The 16,792-nt window shown below is 58.7% G+C and carries 12 protein-coding genes and 2 pseudogenes; 7 read left to right on the forward strand and 7 right to left on the reverse strand.

The window, feature by feature from the left end; genetic code table 11:
- Positions 1 to 632: 632 nt before the first annotated feature.
- Together XH84_RS06050 and XH84_RS06055 are read right to left on the reverse strand one after the other, a co-directional pair.
- Positions 633 to 4,175 carry a YhaN family protein gene (locus XH84_RS06050; protein ID WP_128948036.1) on the reverse strand — a complete coding sequence of 1,181 codons (3,543 nt, stop codon included), beginning with the start codon at positions 4,173 to 4,175 and terminating at the stop codon, positions 633 to 635.
- A 3-nt stretch (positions 4,176 to 4,178) separates the two neighbouring features.
- The gene (locus tag XH84_RS06055; protein WP_128948037.1) at positions 4,179 to 5,450 is read right to left on the reverse strand and encodes a metallophosphoesterase family protein; all 1,272 of its coding nucleotides are present in this window, start codon (positions 5,448 to 5,450) and stop codon (positions 4,179 to 4,181) included.
- Between the two features lie 745 nt (positions 5,451 to 6,195).
- Between XH84_RS06055 and XH84_RS06060 the strand changes: the two are divergent.
- Positions 6,196 to 6,493 (forward strand): annotated as a pseudogene (locus tag XH84_RS06060) (transposase); the annotation flags it as partial.
- Between the two features lie 360 nt (positions 6,494 to 6,853).
- On the opposite strand, the gene XH84_RS06065 reads toward XH84_RS06060, so the two are convergent.
- The 5 genes and pseudogenes from XH84_RS06065 to XH84_RS06085 all read right to left on the reverse strand — a co-directional run bounded on the left by XH84_RS06065 (position 6,854) and on the right by XH84_RS06085 (position 12,861).
- Positions 6,854 to 9,232: an NEL-type E3 ubiquitin ligase domain-containing protein gene (locus XH84_RS06065; protein WP_245471611.1), complete on the reverse strand. Its 2,379-nt coding sequence runs from the start codon at positions 9,230 to 9,232 to the stop codon at positions 6,854 to 6,856.
- Between the two features lie 407 nt (positions 9,233 to 9,639).
- Positions 9,640 to 10,062, reverse strand: a complete 423-nt coding sequence (locus tag XH84_RS06070) for a hypothetical protein (RefSeq protein WP_208757047.1) — start codon at positions 10,060 to 10,062, stop codon at positions 9,640 to 9,642.
- Between the two features lie 338 nt (positions 10,063 to 10,400).
- Positions 10,401 to 11,147, reverse strand: a pseudogene (locus XH84_RS06075) (PLP-dependent transferase); the annotation flags it as partial.
- Between the two features lie 189 nt (positions 11,148 to 11,336).
- Complete coding sequence (locus tag XH84_RS06080) at positions 11,337 to 12,338, reverse strand: catalase family peroxidase (RefSeq protein ID WP_128948038.1); 1,002 nt, start codon at positions 12,336 to 12,338, stop codon at positions 11,337 to 11,339.
- A gap of 130 nt (positions 12,339 to 12,468) precedes the next feature.
- Positions 12,469 to 12,861: a tautomerase family protein gene (locus XH84_RS06085; protein WP_128948039.1), complete on the reverse strand. Its 393-nt coding sequence runs from the start codon at positions 12,859 to 12,861 to the stop codon at positions 12,469 to 12,471.
- A gap of 188 nt (positions 12,862 to 13,049) precedes the next feature.
- Between XH84_RS06085 and XH84_RS06090 the strand changes: the two genes are divergently transcribed.
- From XH84_RS06090 to XH84_RS06115, 6 genes are all read left to right on the forward strand, one after another.
- A complete protein-coding gene (locus XH84_RS06090) occupies positions 13,050 to 13,262 on the forward strand; it encodes a hypothetical protein (protein WP_128948040.1) in 213 nt (70 codons plus the stop codon).
- A 43-nt stretch (positions 13,263 to 13,305) separates the two neighbouring features.
- Positions 13,306 to 13,914 (forward strand): glutathione S-transferase, encoded by a 609-nt coding sequence (locus XH84_RS06095; RefSeq protein WP_128948041.1) that lies wholly within the window; start codon positions 13,306 to 13,308, stop codon positions 13,912 to 13,914.
- Between the two features lie 22 nt (positions 13,915 to 13,936).
- A complete protein-coding gene (locus tag XH84_RS06100; protein ID WP_208757049.1) occupies positions 13,937 to 14,911 on the forward strand; it encodes a pyridoxamine 5'-phosphate oxidase family protein in 975 nt (324 codons plus the stop codon).
- Positions 14,912 to 14,966: 55 nt separating this feature from the next.
- Entirely contained in the window at positions 14,967 to 15,617 is a 651-nt protein-coding gene (locus XH84_RS06105; RefSeq protein ID WP_128948043.1) for an FMN-binding negative transcriptional regulator, read from the forward strand.
- 18 nt (positions 15,618 to 15,635) lie between these two features.
- A complete protein-coding gene (locus XH84_RS06110) occupies positions 15,636 to 16,262 on the forward strand; it encodes a LysE family translocator (RefSeq protein WP_128948044.1) in 627 nt (208 codons plus the stop codon).
- 149 nt (positions 16,263 to 16,411) lie between these two features.
- Positions 16,412 to 16,792 carry a RidA family protein gene (locus XH84_RS06115; RefSeq protein WP_128948045.1) on the forward strand — a complete coding sequence of 127 codons (381 nt, stop codon included), beginning with the start codon at positions 16,412 to 16,414 and terminating at the stop codon, positions 16,790 to 16,792.

Consider the following 16,792-nt stretch of genomic DNA (forward strand, 5'->3'; position numbering starts at 1 on the left):
ATAAGCGTCTGGAGGACGCGAAGATCGTGCGGCAGCAGGACAGCGCGGGTCTCGGTGGCGATGAACTGGGTCTGGCGTTCCGTCGGGCGCACGGCCTGAAGGGCGCTTTCGAGATCATTGCCGGCCGCAAGCTGCGCGACGAACTTATCCCATTCGCTCCTCTCATCTGCTGTCCAGCTCGTGGGAGGCTTGATAGCGGAAAGCTGCAACGCCAGGCAGCCCATGCCGGGCACACCGTGTGCAGCCGAGGCGCCGCTGCCCAGAATGATCACCGGTGTGGCGCTAAGCGCCGCCTGCGCGAATTCCTGCGCCATCTCCGGCGCGCTCTTGGCCGCCATACAGTCCCTTCCCGGCCAACGCGGACTGTATCCACTACAGCCGTCGTCATCCCCATGAGATTTAGTGAATGGAACAATTTCGGCGAGGATTGCGTCCTCGCTAAATCTGAAATTAGCCCTTAGCCGATCAGGTTACGCTTGGTGTCGCGGCGACGAAGGGCCTCAGGACCGTGAACTTTCCGGGATTGATCTTCCCCAAGCGAAGTCCGAGAAGCATGTCGACGCAAACTCCGCATCGCGGACTGCGTTTGAACATAGCGATAATGATGTCGAGACATGCATTCTGTAATCCATCTAAGCAACATTCTTCATTTGATGTCGGCGAGGCTCAAGCGTTGCCGTCGAAACACTCCTGCCAAACGCAGTAGACGCCACATCAAGCAGGTGCTGGTGATGGGTGAAGAAAAGCACCTGCGTTTTCTCCGCAAGCAGTTGCAACACCCTGAAACCGGCCGAGGCGCGCGCATCGTCATAATTGATGAAAAGATCATCGGCGATAAATGGCACCGGCGCAGCATGCATCAGATACTCTTCAACGGCAGCAATGCGCGGCGCAAAAAAGAGCTGATCGGCGGCGCCTTCGCTGAGACCTGATACGGACACCGCTCCACCGTCCCCGCGCACGCCCGCCAGATGTGGCACGTCTTTTTCGTCGTATTCGAGCGTAAGGCGTTGGAACGAGCCGCCGGTCAGAATAGAGAACAGCTCCCCTGCCCGTTTGAGCAATGGTGCCTGCTTTTCGCGCCTAAACCGCTCGATCGCCCACCTCAGGATGATGGTTGCGGAGCGAACGCGGGCATACTGCGCCGCCACCTCCTTCATCTCGGCCAAAGCCAGCTGACGATCACCAGCAGCTTTGGCCGCAGCGGCGTCACCGCCGACGGCTTCGAACAAACGCTCAGTATCATTGCGACTCTGAATGGCGATCAGCTGGCGTTCCCTGACATCTTTGAGTATCGCCTTTAGCGTTTGCTCCCGAGCCGTTGTTTGATCGGGATCGGCGCTGCGACATTCCTCAGCGAGTTGTTCGACACCAAGCCCATCGCCATCAGCCTCAAGCGTGGTCCGCAAGCGCGATCGCTCATCCCTAAGCGCGCGTTGTAGATCGGACTGAAGAATAGCCGCTCGCAATCTGTCGATCGAATCGACGGCTGCGGCCCTTTTGAGGCCATCTATTACGGCCTCGGCGTCCGTCCTAGACTTGTCGCATTCTTCCAATTTCTTCTGCAGGCCCCGCATCGCCTCAGCTTTTTCGTCGCGGGACACGACAGTCTGCCTCGCCGCATTCAATTGCGCATGGAGTTGAAGGATTGCTTCATCTGCATTCTGTCCGGAAAACCGTGGCGCGATCGCATTTACGAGCTTTTCGACATCCTCCGTAAACGCCGTGATGTCCCGCTCGATCTTTCCAATGCGCTCGTGCTTCAAATCGGCGATCTTGGCAGACGTCTCCCGCATCTGATCGATTGCTTCGATTTGCTCTTGAACGGTCTCAAGCGGGGCTTCGGGTAACAGATTGAGACCCCTCAGGGCCTCCTTCCATTGCGCGTTCCAGACATCACGCTCTTTCGCAGCGTTTTCAACAGCCACGCGCCTGCGTTCGACTTCTGTTGCGACCTTCCGTTCCTCGAGCGCGAGTTCATTCCTCTTTTGTGTGTTGCCCTCCTCCGCGCGAAGGCGCGCTTCGGCAGCCCCAAGAATTCCGTTCAGCGGCAGACTATCTGCGGAGGCTGCGATTGCCGTGTCCGCCATCAAGCTGGCGAGCTGTTGCTTGGCTTTCGCAATTTGCTGCTGGAGCGAGGACTCTGCATGAAGCGCGGCGTCACGCTTGGCGATTTGATCGAGCACGTCGGCCCTCGCATCGAGCCAATCCAGCATTTCGTCCGGAGAACGCGGGTTATCGGTAACCTGTTTCCACAGGATCGCCCAAGCCTCGGCCAACGCTTTCTGCTCTTCGGCTAACGAAAAAAGCTCCTGCTTGGCGGATTCAAGGACGTCTCGCTCGTCAGCGATTTGCCGCGCCAGCACCATGGCCGCAGCCGTCGACTGCGCATTCTGAAAGCGACGGTCCGCCGCGGTGTCGGCGTCTTCGATGGCCTTCACATAGGCATTGAGCAGCGGCTCGCCGCTTGTAAAAGCGAGCTCCTCCGATTCTGGAACCATGATCTTGTCGACATGTCTGCGCCTGATGATAGACCATCCGGCATCCCGCCGTTCGCGGAGTTTCTTCAACTCCTCAACGCCGACAATTTTTTCATCTGACACAAGACGAGCATAAGACTTTCGATTGTTTTCGACTGTACGCGTCAGCTCACGCGTCACAGCTTGCTGGCGCTGAATACGCGCCCGAAGCTCGCGGGCAGCATCGCGATGCGCCCTTACCGCCTCTTCCGCTGGGCTTTTCAAGGCCTGCAAACTCGTTTCACTCACGATAGGCGGATTCATATCAGCCATTTGCCGCTGACATGATCTATCGGCATCCTGATGCTCTTGATGGATACTCAGGAGACGCGCATCGAGATCGCCAAAAGCACGAATGGACTCAACGACCCCAGCCAGCACCGAAAGGTCTTTCTGCGCTCCGAGCGCTTCCATCCGTGCCTGGATATCGGCGAGTTTTTCGTTGGCATCCTCTAGCGCCGCTTCAGCGCTATCAACGGCGGCAAATCGGCTGCCACGCGATGTCAACAGTCCGCGGACTGCCGCAACCTTGGCCCGCGGCGGAATTCTCTCGACCAGGTCGGCGATGGATCCTGTCCACCCCAGTTCAATCGCCGCGCGCTTCAGGACTTCTTCCGCTGCGGCGAGTTCGGCCCGCCGCTTCGGTAAGTCCGCCCGGCCCGAAGAAAGCTGTATGCTGCGCTTCGAAAGTCGTTCAATCTCCGTTTGGTGGAGCAGAACGCTATCGTCAACCACAAGTCCGGAAATTTCCGTGCCGATTGTTGCGATCTGTTCGCGGAATGCGCTTATACGCACTTCTGCAGCAGCGTTATCGCCCGAGGCCTCCTCAAATTGCCTAGCCGCGTCCGGAGGTAATTCGACCACCGCGCCGAGGTCCGCTATCTCGGTTTCAATCTCTTGAAGCCGACGCACACCGCGATATACGCGCCGGACTCGAGAAATCTTCGCAAGTTCGGAAACGTGCTCTTCGATTTCCTTCTCGATCTGATTGCAAAGGCCGCGCGCCTCTTCAAATGCGGATTTCAATTCCTGCCATTTGTTTACGCTCACCATGTGTTGACGCAACGCCGCATCAGCCTCTTTCAGGCGGTCTTCCGCTTGGTAGTATTTTCGGTGTCCCGCCTTGCGGCTGGCCCAGAGCCCATCCGCCTCTGCCTGCATCGCACCCAGCCGATCGCGGAGACCTGACACGCCGGCCCCGGCGGCGAACAATGCCGCGCCGATATCATCCTTGGCCTGGGTGATATCCCGCCCGCCAGCCCGCAGGCGCTCATGGTCAAGACAGAACATCCGGCAGAAAAACGCGCGGTCCATCCCGCCGAGCAAAGGAGCAAGCAGGCCATCGCCAGCCGCAAGCGGCAGATCGTCCGGACCGAGAAGCGTGTCCTTGTTGCCCTTGCGACGCCGGACCGAAAGCAGCGCGCCGTCGCGTTCTAGGGCGGCGCCGATTCGCAGCGCCGCATTCTCATGCAGGAAATTGCGGGATGATTGCCCGGGAATGCCGAAGAGTAGATCTTCAATCGCCGACATCGTCGTCGACTTTCCAGCCTCATTCTCGCCGTACACGACATGAAAGTCAGGTTCGCCTGACGGAAAATGAAGCGTCGCGCCGGTGAAATGTCCGTAACGGATCAGGTCAAGAGAACGAATACGCACGGATCAACGCCCTTCCGCAGTCAGACGTGCGCTCAGATATTCGCCAGCCTGCTCAATCACAACCGAGTATTGTTTCGCGATCACCGCTTCGAGAAGAACATCGTCAATATCAAGTGCCGCGTCGTGAGGAAGCCTGCGGACAAGGTCGCCCAGATCGTTCGCGATTTCTGCCTGGAGATCGGAATCCCCCGCAGCCTGAGCTAGTAGGACTTTGAGATCGTTGATCGCGCTGCCCTCTGTCTGGATAGAAACGGCCGTCGTAGGCACGGTCGCATTGATCACACGTTCGATCCATGCAACCTCTTCGCCAAGAGCCAGTGCTGCGGCTCTCGCTTCAGCCAACAATTGCGGCGCAGACGCCATCAGCTCGGCGTGAAGAGCCGTCGGGCCAGTTAGTTTGATGCGACAAGCCAGCAGTCGGCCTTCTGCGTTCTTGGCCGCCTCGTCGATCGAGCGTTTGATTTGATCTACAACATCCCCGAACCGCGCGCTACCACTGACCGGTACATCGACATGCATCCACCGCACGACATCCGTTTGGAGCAGCTCAGCGCCTTCGATCGCTCCGTCTTGGACCGTAACGAGCTGCGCCGATTTCGGGCCGGCTTCGCGGATGTGGCGCCCCTGTAGATTGCCGCAGAACACCACGTGCGGATTTCGATGCAGTACGCCGCCCTGATGCACGTGCGCGAGCGCCCAATAGTCGTACCCCTTGTTGACCAACTCTTCGAGCGTGCAAGGGGCGTAGTTCTCGTGAGAACCACCCATTCCGCCGAGTGCAGTATGCAGCACGCCGATGTTGAAATAGCCTTTGATCGGCGCGGGATAGGCTGCTGCCAGATTTTCCGTCGTCGCCTGCAGGCGGAAGCTTTGACCGTGAAGGGCGACGCGGCAATCATCGAGCTTGAAAGTTTGAGGCTTTCGATAGCTAAACACCTGAACATTGTCGGGAAGCGTCAGCCGCTTCGTGATTTGGCTTTCGGCGTCATGATTGCCGTGCAACACGAAGGCGGGGATTTTCGCCCCCCGCAAACGACCCATCTGCCGAACGAAAAACAGGCCGGTGTGAAAATCGCGCCAATCGCCGTCGTAGAGGTCTCCGGCGATGACCACGAAAGCCGCCTGTCTATCGATTGCCTGAGTAATGAGGTCCTCAAAGGCAGTTCGGGTCGCCGTTCGAATACGCTCGGCCGCTGGCCCCTCCTGTCCGCTCAGGCCTCTCAGGGGGCTGTCCAGATGTATGTCGCCGGTATGGATAAATTGGAAAGTGCTCACAACAGGACTCGCTTAATTCCAATCAGAACAAACTAGTAAATTCCTTTTATCGCAATCTTGAGCGGAGTGTTGTCACCAAGTATCCGCAAACGCGGAAAGGGATTGTCGATGAGGGCTCGAAGGGACCGCCAAATTTGAGGGCGACGCGAAGATTCGGCGGCACGTTTAACATTCGCGTTATCCATGTTGCGGAGAGCGTGTCTTTGGTACGGTTCGGACAAGGTCGTACCTGAGCTAGCTCCTCAGTCCTGCGCGCCGCTTTCCTGAGTGACCTTGCCTCGAAATTCTGGCAAATGCGGCGATCGGCTGGGAAGACACACACCGTGCCGCGCTGACGCTTTGGAGACGACCAACACGGAACCCGATCGGAGCGAGCCGAAATGCCCGATCACTTCCAGTTGTCGCGCCTGGGAGAGACTTAAAGCCTTTGCGACGATCCCACACGTTCATCTTCTGCAACTCCGGAGTCAGAAACTCTGGTGTGCAGCATCCGGAGCATCCTCGCTGCTCGGCATCGATAGAAAGCTGCTGCCGCGTGAGCTCATTCGGCTTGAGCCTTCATCCGGACCCGGACCCGGGCCCTTCGAACACCGTCCGCAACGGAAAACTTACCTCGTCATGAAGAGGAAAATTCGCCAATTTCTGCCGGGCACCGCAGATATCAAGCGAATTTTCTCATTTCGCGCTGGAGTTCATCGAAGAAATCAACCGCATTGATGTACCCATGCGGTACTATACGCCAATCTATGTCGAGAAGGTTCTCATCCCCGACCTTCCGCCAGACGCTATCGTCGTCATGGACAACCTCTCCAGCCACAAGGGACCAAGGGTCCGCCAGATGATCGAGGCTGCGGGTGCACGCCTACTCTACCTGCCTCCCTACAGCCCCGACTTCAATCCGATCGAGAACGCCTCGCCAAGCTCAAGGCGCTCTTGCGTCAGGCCGCAGAACGAAGGGCCTCTGGAGCGCGATTTGGGCGATTGATCGCTTGACAGCAACCAAATGCCGCAACTACTTCATCGCCGCAGGATACGCTGCATGATCGGCGGATGCTCTAGAGTTGGAATCGTACCGAGCGGCGCGTTGTCATCGTTCCGGTTGCGAGGCATCGGACTCCTAGTATAGGCGATCTGCCAGTCAATCAGTCCGCGTCACCCCGGATGGATGCCCTGATGCCAAGCAGCAATTGCGCAACAAGCAATAGTGTCGGTCAGCTGCGAAGCTGATGAATTGCATCTGGGCCGCTGCCGCGCGCCCCCGCGGTCATCTTTCGGGGAGATCGAGCGCCGCCATGCGCGTAGATCTGCCGGCCGAACGTTTTCAACAAACGACCCATTCAGAGTGCCGGCATCCGAAAACAACATGACGTAAAATTGACGCTCCTCGCAATTGGATGGCCGTTTCACAGCTCAAGCCCGCGGTCCCCAAGCATCTGGCGCATCAGAGCGCCCTTGATCTCGCGGGCGATCTCCTCGCCGATCTGGGCTCCGAATTGCACCGCGGCATCGCTATCTCCGGTTAGCTGATGGTCGGCGAGCCGTTGCTCAAGGCGGCTCGGAAACTCCTCGTCCATCGCCTGCCTGAGTCGGCCCTCCATCTGTGCATGAGCTTGTGGGGCAATCCGACTCACCACCATCTCCCAGGGTTGCCAGCGAGTTGCCAGATAGTCGGCGAACCCCGCCGCCTCCTCGTTGCGCACCTGGATCTCGGCTGCGGTGAGGTCGTCTTCAGTGACGTGGGCGACATCAAAGAATCGCATGTCCGGAGCGATGAGCTGCAGGTCCAGCCGCTCACGTAGCTTGACTTGATAGGCGAGATAGACCTCGATCTCGTCGACGAATCCGAGCGAGTCGACCTTCTGACGGGCGATCGGCTCGAGCGCGTTCAGGCGGAACAGGACCCGCGCCTGCTGGATGAGTTCGCCGAGCCGATCGTCATAGCCTCCGTCTTCGACATCAGCCTTCAGACGTGCGGTCTGCATGCCGTTCCAGGTCAGGGTGACGCGATCCTGGCAGGTCTCGCTCGCCCCGTAGGCCAGCTCAAAAAACTGCCGCCGCAATTCCGGCCTGATCGCCGCCTGCCGTAGATCCTCGGCCACCGTCTCTCGGAATTCAGGATTGTCATAATTCACAGTCTTCTGCAGCTTGTCGAGGAAGAGCGCGTATTCCGGGGCCCCCTCCTCGTGGGCGAAGTTCTGCCAGACGGCGATCGTCTCCGGCTCGCCCTTCAACCAGTCCGCGACCGCATCGGCGAGCGGCCGCTCCTGGTCCACCATCGTTCTTCCCCCCATTGAAAAGAAGACCCGCGGGCCGGCATAGCTCGGCGCATTCAGGGCTGCCGCCAAATTCGTCCGCACCTGCTCGGGCAGCGCATTATCCTCCACATAAACCATGCATCCAGAACCTAGCCGGGTTAGCAGGGTCTCCGGCAGGCTGGTCAGCCGATTGTTGCGTGCCTCGATCATCTGGAGCTCGGTCGGGAGGTTCTCGGGCAAGCTCGACAGGCTGTTGCCGCTGACGTGGAGTCTCTGGAGCTCAGACGGGAGCGTCTCGGGCAGGCTGTTCAGCCGGTTATCGCGGGCGAAGAGCAACAGGAGCTCGGCCGGGAGAGTGTCGGGCAGACTGGTCAGACGGTTGCCGTCGGCTTCGAGCTCTTTGAGTTCGGGCGGGAGAGTGTCAGGTAGAGTGGTCAACCGGTTGCTGCCGAGGGCAAGCGACTGAAGTCCGGACGGTAGGGCGTCGGGTAGGCGGGTCAACAGGTTGCCACGGACATCGAGGTCCTGGAGCCCGGCCGGCAGGTTGTCTGGCAGGCTGGTCAGCCGATTGCTGCAGACGGCGAGTGTCGAAAGGCTCTCCGGAAGCGTTTCGGGCAGCCCGGTCAGCTGGTTGCTGCTGATGACCAGAGACTGGAGACTGGTCGGGAGGGTGTCGGGCAGGCCGGTTAACCGGTTGTTGCTGGCGCCAAGCGTCCGGAGGCTGGACGGAAGGGTGTTAGGCAGGCGCACCAGCTCGTTGTCGCTGACGTTGAGCGACTGGAGCCCGGGCGGAAGGGCGGCGGGCAGTGTCGTCAGGCCCAGATCATGCAGGTCCAGCCCTGCATAGACGTCGCCGGCCTCTGCCCAGACTCTTATTCGTCTTACGGCCTCTTGGCGGTCTTCGTCTTCCGTCTGCCCCTCCTCGGCGGCCCAGGTGTCCAAGATGTGGTCGAGCCGCGATTGCCTGAGGACGGGGTCTTCAAGGTCCGTCGTACTGCCATCGCCTGGCCGGAGCTGTCGGGCGAGGATTGATGCTCCGAGATTTTGCTGCCAAGGAATTGCCGGGGTCGTTGGCCACTCAGGCACCACATCAGCGGGCTCCGCCCACCAATGCTCCTCCTGATCGAAACTTTGCGTCGGCCAATCGGCAGCTGCATCCACGCCGTGCCAACTATCCGTCAGACTGAAACTGCCGGCTAGCAATTGGCCACCCCGATCCGCGGCCGGAAAAAGCAGATCTTGATTGACCGCTTGTCCCGAGAAGGCGGGCGAATCCGAGGGCAACCGCGAGGTGCCTTGTCCGACGCGATCCCCGTGCGGCATTCTCAAAAAATCCGCATCTCTGTTCGACACAACGTCGCGGTCGCCGAGGCTATTTGAATTCTGGGGCGGGCGCTCGTGCGGATGCAACTCGTTCAGGTGCTGCTGAAACCCCGCTTGGTAATCCTGCTGCTGTTCCAGCTCGTCGCCGTACGCCCGCTCGACATCTGGGGCCTCGAATGGGTGGAGGTGGTTGAACGCATCCATCCGATTCTCCTGACAAATCTGAGCAGCTAACGCCGAACCTGGATAAACACGATCTCGCTACGAGGCTTAGCTTTCGAGAAGCTGACGAGGGACCAGAATGATTGTAACTGCCCTGTTAGGTCTGCGTGGAGGCTTAGCGCTTGAATGCCCGCACTGCAGTTCGACATGTCGGGGCCAGACCATGTCGGAGTTTCGAGAAGCCGATTTCTGAGCCTCTCAAGAACGTCCGCGCTTGTGGGCGCCGGAAAATTCATGCTGGGAAACATCGCAATGTCGGTACCCGTCTGGTCCACTGAACGTAAGGTCATCTGTCCGCCGCTGCACATATCTTCCGACACCGCCTTGCTAGGCTGATATCGTCGTGACGTGCGCTGACATGATCCGGAATGGGTCTTTGCGTCTCGCGGTCATGCTCGCCGACGAAGCCGCCTCTTGAAAACGAGCGGACAGAAGTCCGGCGTGCCGGTAGATTGTTGCGGACGCGGGTGCCGTGCTGAATTATGTCCGGAGCTCGCATATTTGAGCTCGGTATCGACGGCATCGACGTAGGAGACCTTGTCTGCTGCGGGGAGATTGAGCTCGCGCCCCAACAGCCATTCGTAGAGAAACCATATGCGGCGCGTGTTGAGCCCACTCGGCTTCTGGTTCACGAGGTCCGCAATCTCATCCTCCTTCACGGTGAGGAAGAGCCGCTTCAGAATGGCAAGGTCTAGTCCTTCGTTCTTGAGCGCGAAGGTGAGATGTCCCTCAAGGCCGGCGGCATGTGGCGTGTAGATGCGCCATCCTCCTTGCTCGATGATGCGGTGTTTTGTTCCACTGGCGGAAAGCACGTGGGGGACAGACAGCCGGTGGCGTCAATCAGCGCTGCGTAGCCGGCGGGGTTGCGGTCTCTGGCAGCCTCCGGTCATGAAAAACGCTCACGGGACCTAAAAAATGTAGGTGCTTGGCTTAAACCCATGAAAAACGTTCTCGGCCATGAATTTCGTTGGCGATCTCGCCTTCGGATCTGACATCATGAAAAAGCTTCGCCAAAGATAAATCTTGCGAAAAATCTTCACGCCATCCAAATTGCAGCGTCCGCCCGCGGCGCCAAAGGGATAGCAAATCGAAGAGCTGCCCGCGCCCAACCGCTCAATACGCTAATTAGGCCAGAGACCTGTTGTGTTCGGCCGGAATAGGCCTCGTCAGGCTTGTTCAGCAGCGGGAATCGGTCGGCATCCGCCGCCCAGTCGAAACTGCCGCCGTCCACGATGGCGACGCCAATCGCGGTGCCGTGGCCGCCGATATATTTGGTCGTGGAATAGACCACCACCGCGGCGCCGTGCTCGAACGGACGCGCAATCAGTGGCGAGGCCGTGTTGTCGAGAATCAGCGGCACGCCCAGCGAGCGGCCGATATCCGCGACCTCCTTGACTCGGGACCCGTTCAGCTTGGGGTTCGGGAGCGTCTCGTCGAAATAGGCCCGCGTCTTTGCGTCGGTCGCGCGGCGGAAGTTTTCGGGGTCAGCGGGATCGACGAACCGGACCTCGATGCCGAACTGCTTCAGGGTCTGCGAGAGCAGCGTCCAGGTCCCGCCGTAGAGATCGGTCGAGGACACGATGTTGTCGCCGGCCTGCGCGATATTGAAGATCGCGAAGGCGGAGGCAGTCTGCCCCGAGGCGACGGCAAGGGCAGCCGCCCCGCCCTCCAATGCGGCGAGCCGCGTCTCGAACGCATCCTGAGTCGGATTGCCGATGCGGGTATAGATCGGGCCGAGTTGCTCGAGCGCGAACAGGCGCGAGGCGTGATCGGCATTCTCGAACTGGAACGACGTGGTCTGCTAGATCGGAACCGCCACTGCGCCGGTGGCGGGATCGGTGCGGTACGATCCACCGTGCAACGCCAGCGTCTCGAAATTCCGGGTTTCCAAGGCCATCTGCAATTCCCTTCGATCTCGAAGGCGCGCGACGTGTGCGGCTCGGCATGCTTGTCGAGCGCCAGCTTGGCGAGCACCACGGGGTGATAGAGATACGGCTTGATGGCGGCGATGATCTCGATGCGCTCGGTCAACGAAGGGGGTCTAAGCGAGGCGCCTTGAATCTGGGTTAGCGGCTTCTGTCGACTGCTATTTCTGCCGGCGCACAAATGAGATGGGATAGGCGGCCGATCTCGCATCGATCATGGGATCTTGCGGCTCGATCCCAGATGGAAGCGCGTTTGGCAGGAATAGCAATGCCTGTTGTGCTGCATCGTTGTTTCGTACGACCTCTCTTACCGAAACGGTCCCCAGCTCTACAATTTGGCGGGTGTCGGGCCATGCAATTGATGGATCATCGAGCTTGTCTTCCGGGGCAGCAACTTGAATCACCAACTTGAAGTCCACCGGACCCTGCTCAACTCGTGTCTGGATTTCAGCGTTCAAGTAGTCGTTGCCCTTTTTGCTCGCTTCATCGTCGCTCAGAAAATGAGCGCCGGCCATCGGGAGAAATTGATAGCGGCCAAAAGTGACGCGCCCCTCTTTATTGGTGAACTTGAACGTGTTGACACCGTAATAGGGCAGCGTGCCATAACTTACGGGTGCTGGTTTTGATGCAGTCAAGAACGCCTTCGCGACGGGATGGCTAGCCAGATAGTTATCGAGAGGCGTCGGTTTGGTCGCCTTCGGTCCACTGTTTCCCAGCGCTATCAGCAACTCCCGGAAATCGACCGCCGTCGGTGAGGGGAAGCCGTTGAACGAGTGGGCCACTATGTCGCTGTCGCTGCCGTCGGGCAGCTTGAATTTGACTGCCAATCCACGAGGACTAGCAAGCCCCTGATTATCCGGAACGTCGGGAATTCCAGCAAAATTCGAAAATCGGACCGTTACCGGCACTTCAGTCTGCTGCAAGTGAGATGCCTTGCTTATGGCGGAAGCCGACTGGCTGGGCTTGAAGATCCCCTCAAGCACAATTCCTTTCGCATGAACGGCCCGGGCGCCGGGGTGTGAGCCGAACACGCCATCCAAGGCGTCAACGAGCTCTTCAGGCGTCGACGCCCGCACGGTAGGTGGAGCAGACGTTTGGGCGCTGGCAGCGCTGATTGGGTCCAGAGACAGCGCTAAAACGAAGAACAGCACCCTGCGGTACATGGTCAAGCTCCAAAGCTAGTAATTACGCCATATCCCACGAACCCAGCGTGGGGGAGATCGCATTTGACGCCGCCTTCGCGGACAGCGTGCACAGGAAGGAGGGACTGGTGTTCGAGGTAACTCTGGCCGCCTAATGCAACTCACCTGTCAAGAACTGCGCTCGCCCCAAACCAAATGACCAGTCCTCGTCGTCATTGATCACGAAGTTGATAACGAGATCAGTGGGCGCTATTCCGCACACCGACGACAACCTCTCAGCCAGCACTCGATAGAATTCGACCTTCAATGCCCTCTCCCGTGGGCGGCTGGTCAACTGCAAAATAACCAGCCTCTCGGTACGCTCGAAACCAAGACCAGTGTCGAACGCAACTACGCGAGACCGCGGATGAAGGTGTACGACCTGATAGCGGTCGCGAGCCGGTACGTGCAGCGTCTCAACCAGCACTTCATGAGTGACGTCCAGCAGCTTCTGGACCTCACCATCACTCCATCCCTCGATCAGATCAAACCTAAGAAATGGCATTGAGAACCCCTTGTGCGACCGACGTTCGGGTCGCGTGGTTTGGACTTGCGCTCTCGGCGAGCGCGCTAGCACACTCTCGTAGATTGCAATCATGACTCTTCGATGCGCCACCAGCATCTTGCCATGTGAAAACGCGCAATACCGGTTGCAACTTTTTCATCAGGCAGAGGGACGCATTCGAAATTCAGATGACCATCATCACGGCTTCAGATGACTCGAACTCTCCACGGTTCAAATCTCCGCGGCAGAGCCGACGAAGGCATGCTGCAGGCGCCAGCGATCGCCCAATTCGCCGGAGCACGCCGGCGGAAAACGGTGAAAAAACGTGCGCCAAGACAGATGCGCACCATCATTGCGATTTTTGCAACAATATGTTGCCGGGCGGCGGCATTCCCGGCTGATCCGACCAGAACTATTAGGAAGCTCAAACAGGAGAAGAGTTCAATGAACCAGCAGATTCGGCTCTACGGTGGCAAGTTGTCGGGTCACAGCCATCGTGTGGAGTTGTTTCTCAGGCTTCTCGATCTGCCGTTCGAGTTTGCCGCTACGCCGCCACCCGATCGCAAGACGCCGACGTTTCTGGCAATGAACGCATTCGGCGAGATTCCGGTCATCGACGACAATGGCACCATCATCGCTGACTCGAATGCGATTCTTGTCTATCTCGCCAGTCGCTACGACGAGTCCGGGACCTGGCTTCCTGTGGAGGCCGTTGAACTCGCGCAGGTTCAGCGATGGCTCTCCGTCGCTGCCGGCCCCCTCGCTTTCGGACCGGCAACCGCTCGCCTCGGCACCGTGTTTGGACGATCGATCGATCGTGAACGGTCAACCGAGATCGCGGATCGGCTGTTCAAGGTGATGAACGAGCATCTGGCACAGAGAGAGTTCGTCGCCACCGAGGTGCCGACAGTTGCTGACGTCGCATGCTACAGTTACACGCGCGCCGCACCGGAAGGTGGTGTGTCGCTGGAGCCTTACCCGAACATCGTTCGATGGCTCGAGCGTATCGAAGCCTTGCCAAGATTCGAGCCTATGCCGTCCGCCCCTCGATAGATGCCTTATGGAGCGGCAAATCATGATATCGGAACGCAGTTCGTCTCCGTTTCACCCAGGTGAGCTCGAGGTCCAGCAACGGGCGGGTGTCGGCGACGGCGTCCGGAAGCGTGCGCAGGTTGCAATACGAAAGGAGATGCCCGAGCAGCATCGGGAGTTTTTCGCGAACCTGACCTATGTCTTTGTTGGATCGGCCGATCGGGACGGCCAGCCGAGCGCATCGATCTTGGTCGGACCGAGGGGGTTCATGTCGTCGCCAGATCCGGCACGCCTGCTGGTGAGGGCCGAACGGTCTAAAGACGATCCTTTGAGTAAAAATCTCGTGGTTGGCACAAATTTGGGATTGCTAGGCCTAGACCTGACCAACCGACGGCGAAATAGGCTCAACGGACGAGTTGTAAGCGCCGACGCCGAGGGCTTTGAGCTGCTTGTGCATCAAAGCTTCGGCAATTGCCCGAAGTATATTCAGGTTCGCCAAAACATAACCTCGAATAAGCTCTGCTCTGACAAAAGACGGAGATTGGAATTCAAGCAGCTCGACAAGCCGATTAAGCGCGTCATTCAAAACGCGGACACATTTTTCGTGGCGTCCTGCACTCCCGCATACGATGGAGAGCCCGGCACCTATGACTGCGATATATCTCATCGTGGCGGCCGGCCCGGTTTCGTCCATGCCACCGATCGCGAGATCACCGTGCCAGACTTTTCTGGCAACCTCTATTACAACACGCTGGGCAACTTTTCAGTCCATCCATATGCCGCTTTGCTCTTCATCGATTTTCTGACCGGCGATTTGGTGCACATTCAGGGACGCGTTGAAATTCTTTGGAACGATCCGCGGGTTGCCTCGTACTCTGGTGCCCAGCGGGCCTGGCGCCTATGTATCGAGCATGGATACTTCGCGCAAAGTGCGTCGATTCGATCTGGGCCTGACGTCGAATTCTCGCCCTTCACGAGCATGACAGGACTTTGGGACAATGGGCAAGCTTCAGGCTAATCGATCGCCTCGGTCGCGTCATCCAATCTAAACCACGTCAGAACGGAGAACTGCCTTGTATGTACCTCCCGCGTTCAGAGACGATGACCTTGACAACATCCGGGCAAACATCCGCTCCGCCCGGCTGGCCAACCTCGTCACCGCTACCTCAGATGGGCCACTCGCGACGCCGCTGCCGCTCTTTCTTGATGAGACCGAAGGCGAGCGCGGCGTTCTGTACGGCCATGTCGCAAGGGCAAACCCACAGTGGAATTCGCCCCCGATCGGCGAAGCCCTCGCAATCTTCATGGGGCCGGAAGCCTATGTGACGCCCTCCTGGTACGCCACCAAGCAAGAAACCGGCAAGGTAGTACCGACATGGAATTACATCGCCGTCCACGCCTATGGCCCGGTCGAATTCTTTCACGATCCCGGACGCTTGCTTGAGGTTGTCAAGCGCCTTACAAATATGCACGAGGCGCCGCGCGCAAAGCCCTGGACCGTTGACGAAGCTCCTGCCGATTTCGTTGCCGCACAATTGCGCGGGATCGTTGGGCTGCGCATTCCCGTCACCCGGTTCGAGGGCAAACGCAAGATGAGTCAGAACCGTCCCGAAGCTGACCGCACCCGCGTTTCCGCTGGCCTTACAGCGAGCGAGGATCCGCGTGATAGAGAAGTGGGACTGCTCATTCCGGTTCAGAGCAAAGGCGAGAGATCCTCGACCTAGCACAGTCACAGGTATACGATGTTCAGCTTTCAAAGCTCGCTTCTGTTCTTGGCAGCAGCCCTCGTTGTCGCGATCACGCCGGGGCCAGGCATCTTCTACATCGTAGCGCGAACGCTTGCCGGCGGGCGCTCGGAAGGACTGGCATCTAGCGTGGGCCTCGGTCTCGGCGGGCTCGTTCACGTTCTCGCAGGCGCTATCGGCTTATCTGCGCTTGTGATGGCAAGCACTGAGGCATTCACCTTCCTGAAGATCGCGGGAGCCCTCTATCTCATCTGGCTCGGCATCAAGACATGGCGCGAAGCCCGCATCGTGGAACCAACAGCGGTTCAAACGACAGGGGCGTATCGTGCCTTTCGCGAAGGCATCCTGGTCGAGGCGCTCAACCCGAAGACGGCGGCATTCTTTCTCGCGTTTATCCCGCAATTCGTAGATCCGACCGCGCACGTCGCCGAGCAGTTTATCGTACTTGGGCTCGTCTCGGTTGCACTGAACACAAGTGTCGACTTGGTCGTGACCTATTGGGCTGCAAAAGCAAGAGCGGGACTTGCAAAGCGACCATCATTCATTGCCAGGACACGACAAGCGTCGGGCGCCGTCATGTGCGGACTGGGAACAACGTTATTATTTGCTCGTCGTGCAACTTGAAGGCACAGTCAACAGGAAGCTAGTCGCCCTCGTTGGCGCTCAGACCGATGGGCTCCCCATCGATGCGTCATGAACTTCCGCTTCGCGACCGTACTGAGCCATTTTCAACGGGCTCTCGCTTGCGACGGACGAACAAGGAGAAGGCAACAATGAGCAGGGGAGCAATCAATGCTCCAGGCGCCGCAGCAGTCGGACCCTACTCCCATGGGGTGCTGATAAACGGCTTCGTCTATCTTTCCGGTCAGACTCCAATCGATGGCGCTACTGGCCGATTGGTCGACGGTGACATAGAGGCCCAGGTGCATCAGTGCTTCCGCAACCTAGGAGCGGCGCTGGAAGCGGCAAGTCTTTCCTTCGACAATGTCGTCAAATGCAATGTCTTCTTGACGGACATGCAAGACTTTGCCGCCATGAACTCGGTCTACGCCAAGCACTTCTCGAAGCCCTATCCGGCACGCACAACGATAGGCGTCGCCTCGCTGCCACTGGGAGCGAAGGTTGAGATCGAGATGATTGCAGCCTTGCCCTGA

This window comes from Bradyrhizobium nanningense (assembly GCF_004114535.1).
In the GTDB taxonomy this organism is placed as follows: domain Bacteria; phylum Pseudomonadota; class Alphaproteobacteria; order Rhizobiales; family Xanthobacteraceae; genus Bradyrhizobium; species Bradyrhizobium nanningense.

Coding starts and splice junctions, on each gene's coding strand:
- XH84_RS06065 (WP_245471611.1), bottom strand. CDS start 9,232: ATGGATGCGTTCAACCACCTCCACCCATTCGAGGCCCCAGATGTCGAG.
- XH84_RS06080 (WP_128948038.1), bottom strand. CDS start 12,338: ATGTACCGCAGGGTGCTGTTCTTCGTTTTAGCGCTGTCTCTGGACCCA.
- XH84_RS06085 (WP_128948039.1), bottom strand. CDS start 12,861: ATGCCATTTCTTAGGTTTGATCTGATCGAGGGATGGAGTGATGGTGAG.
- XH84_RS06090 (WP_128948040.1), top strand. CDS start 13,050: ATGACCATCATCACGGCTTCAGATGACTCGAACTCTCCACGGTTCAAA.
- XH84_RS06095 (WP_128948041.1), top strand. CDS start 13,306: ATGAACCAGCAGATTCGGCTCTACGGTGGCAAGTTGTCGGGTCACAGC.
- XH84_RS06100 (WP_208757049.1), top strand. CDS start 13,937: ATGATATCGGAACGCAGTTCGTCTCCGTTTCACCCAGGTGAGCTCGAG.
- XH84_RS06110 (WP_128948044.1), top strand. CDS start 15,636: ATGTTCAGCTTTCAAAGCTCGCTTCTGTTCTTGGCAGCAGCCCTCGTT.
- XH84_RS06115 (WP_128948045.1), top strand. CDS start 16,412: ATGAGCAGGGGAGCAATCAATGCTCCAGGCGCCGCAGCAGTCGGACCC.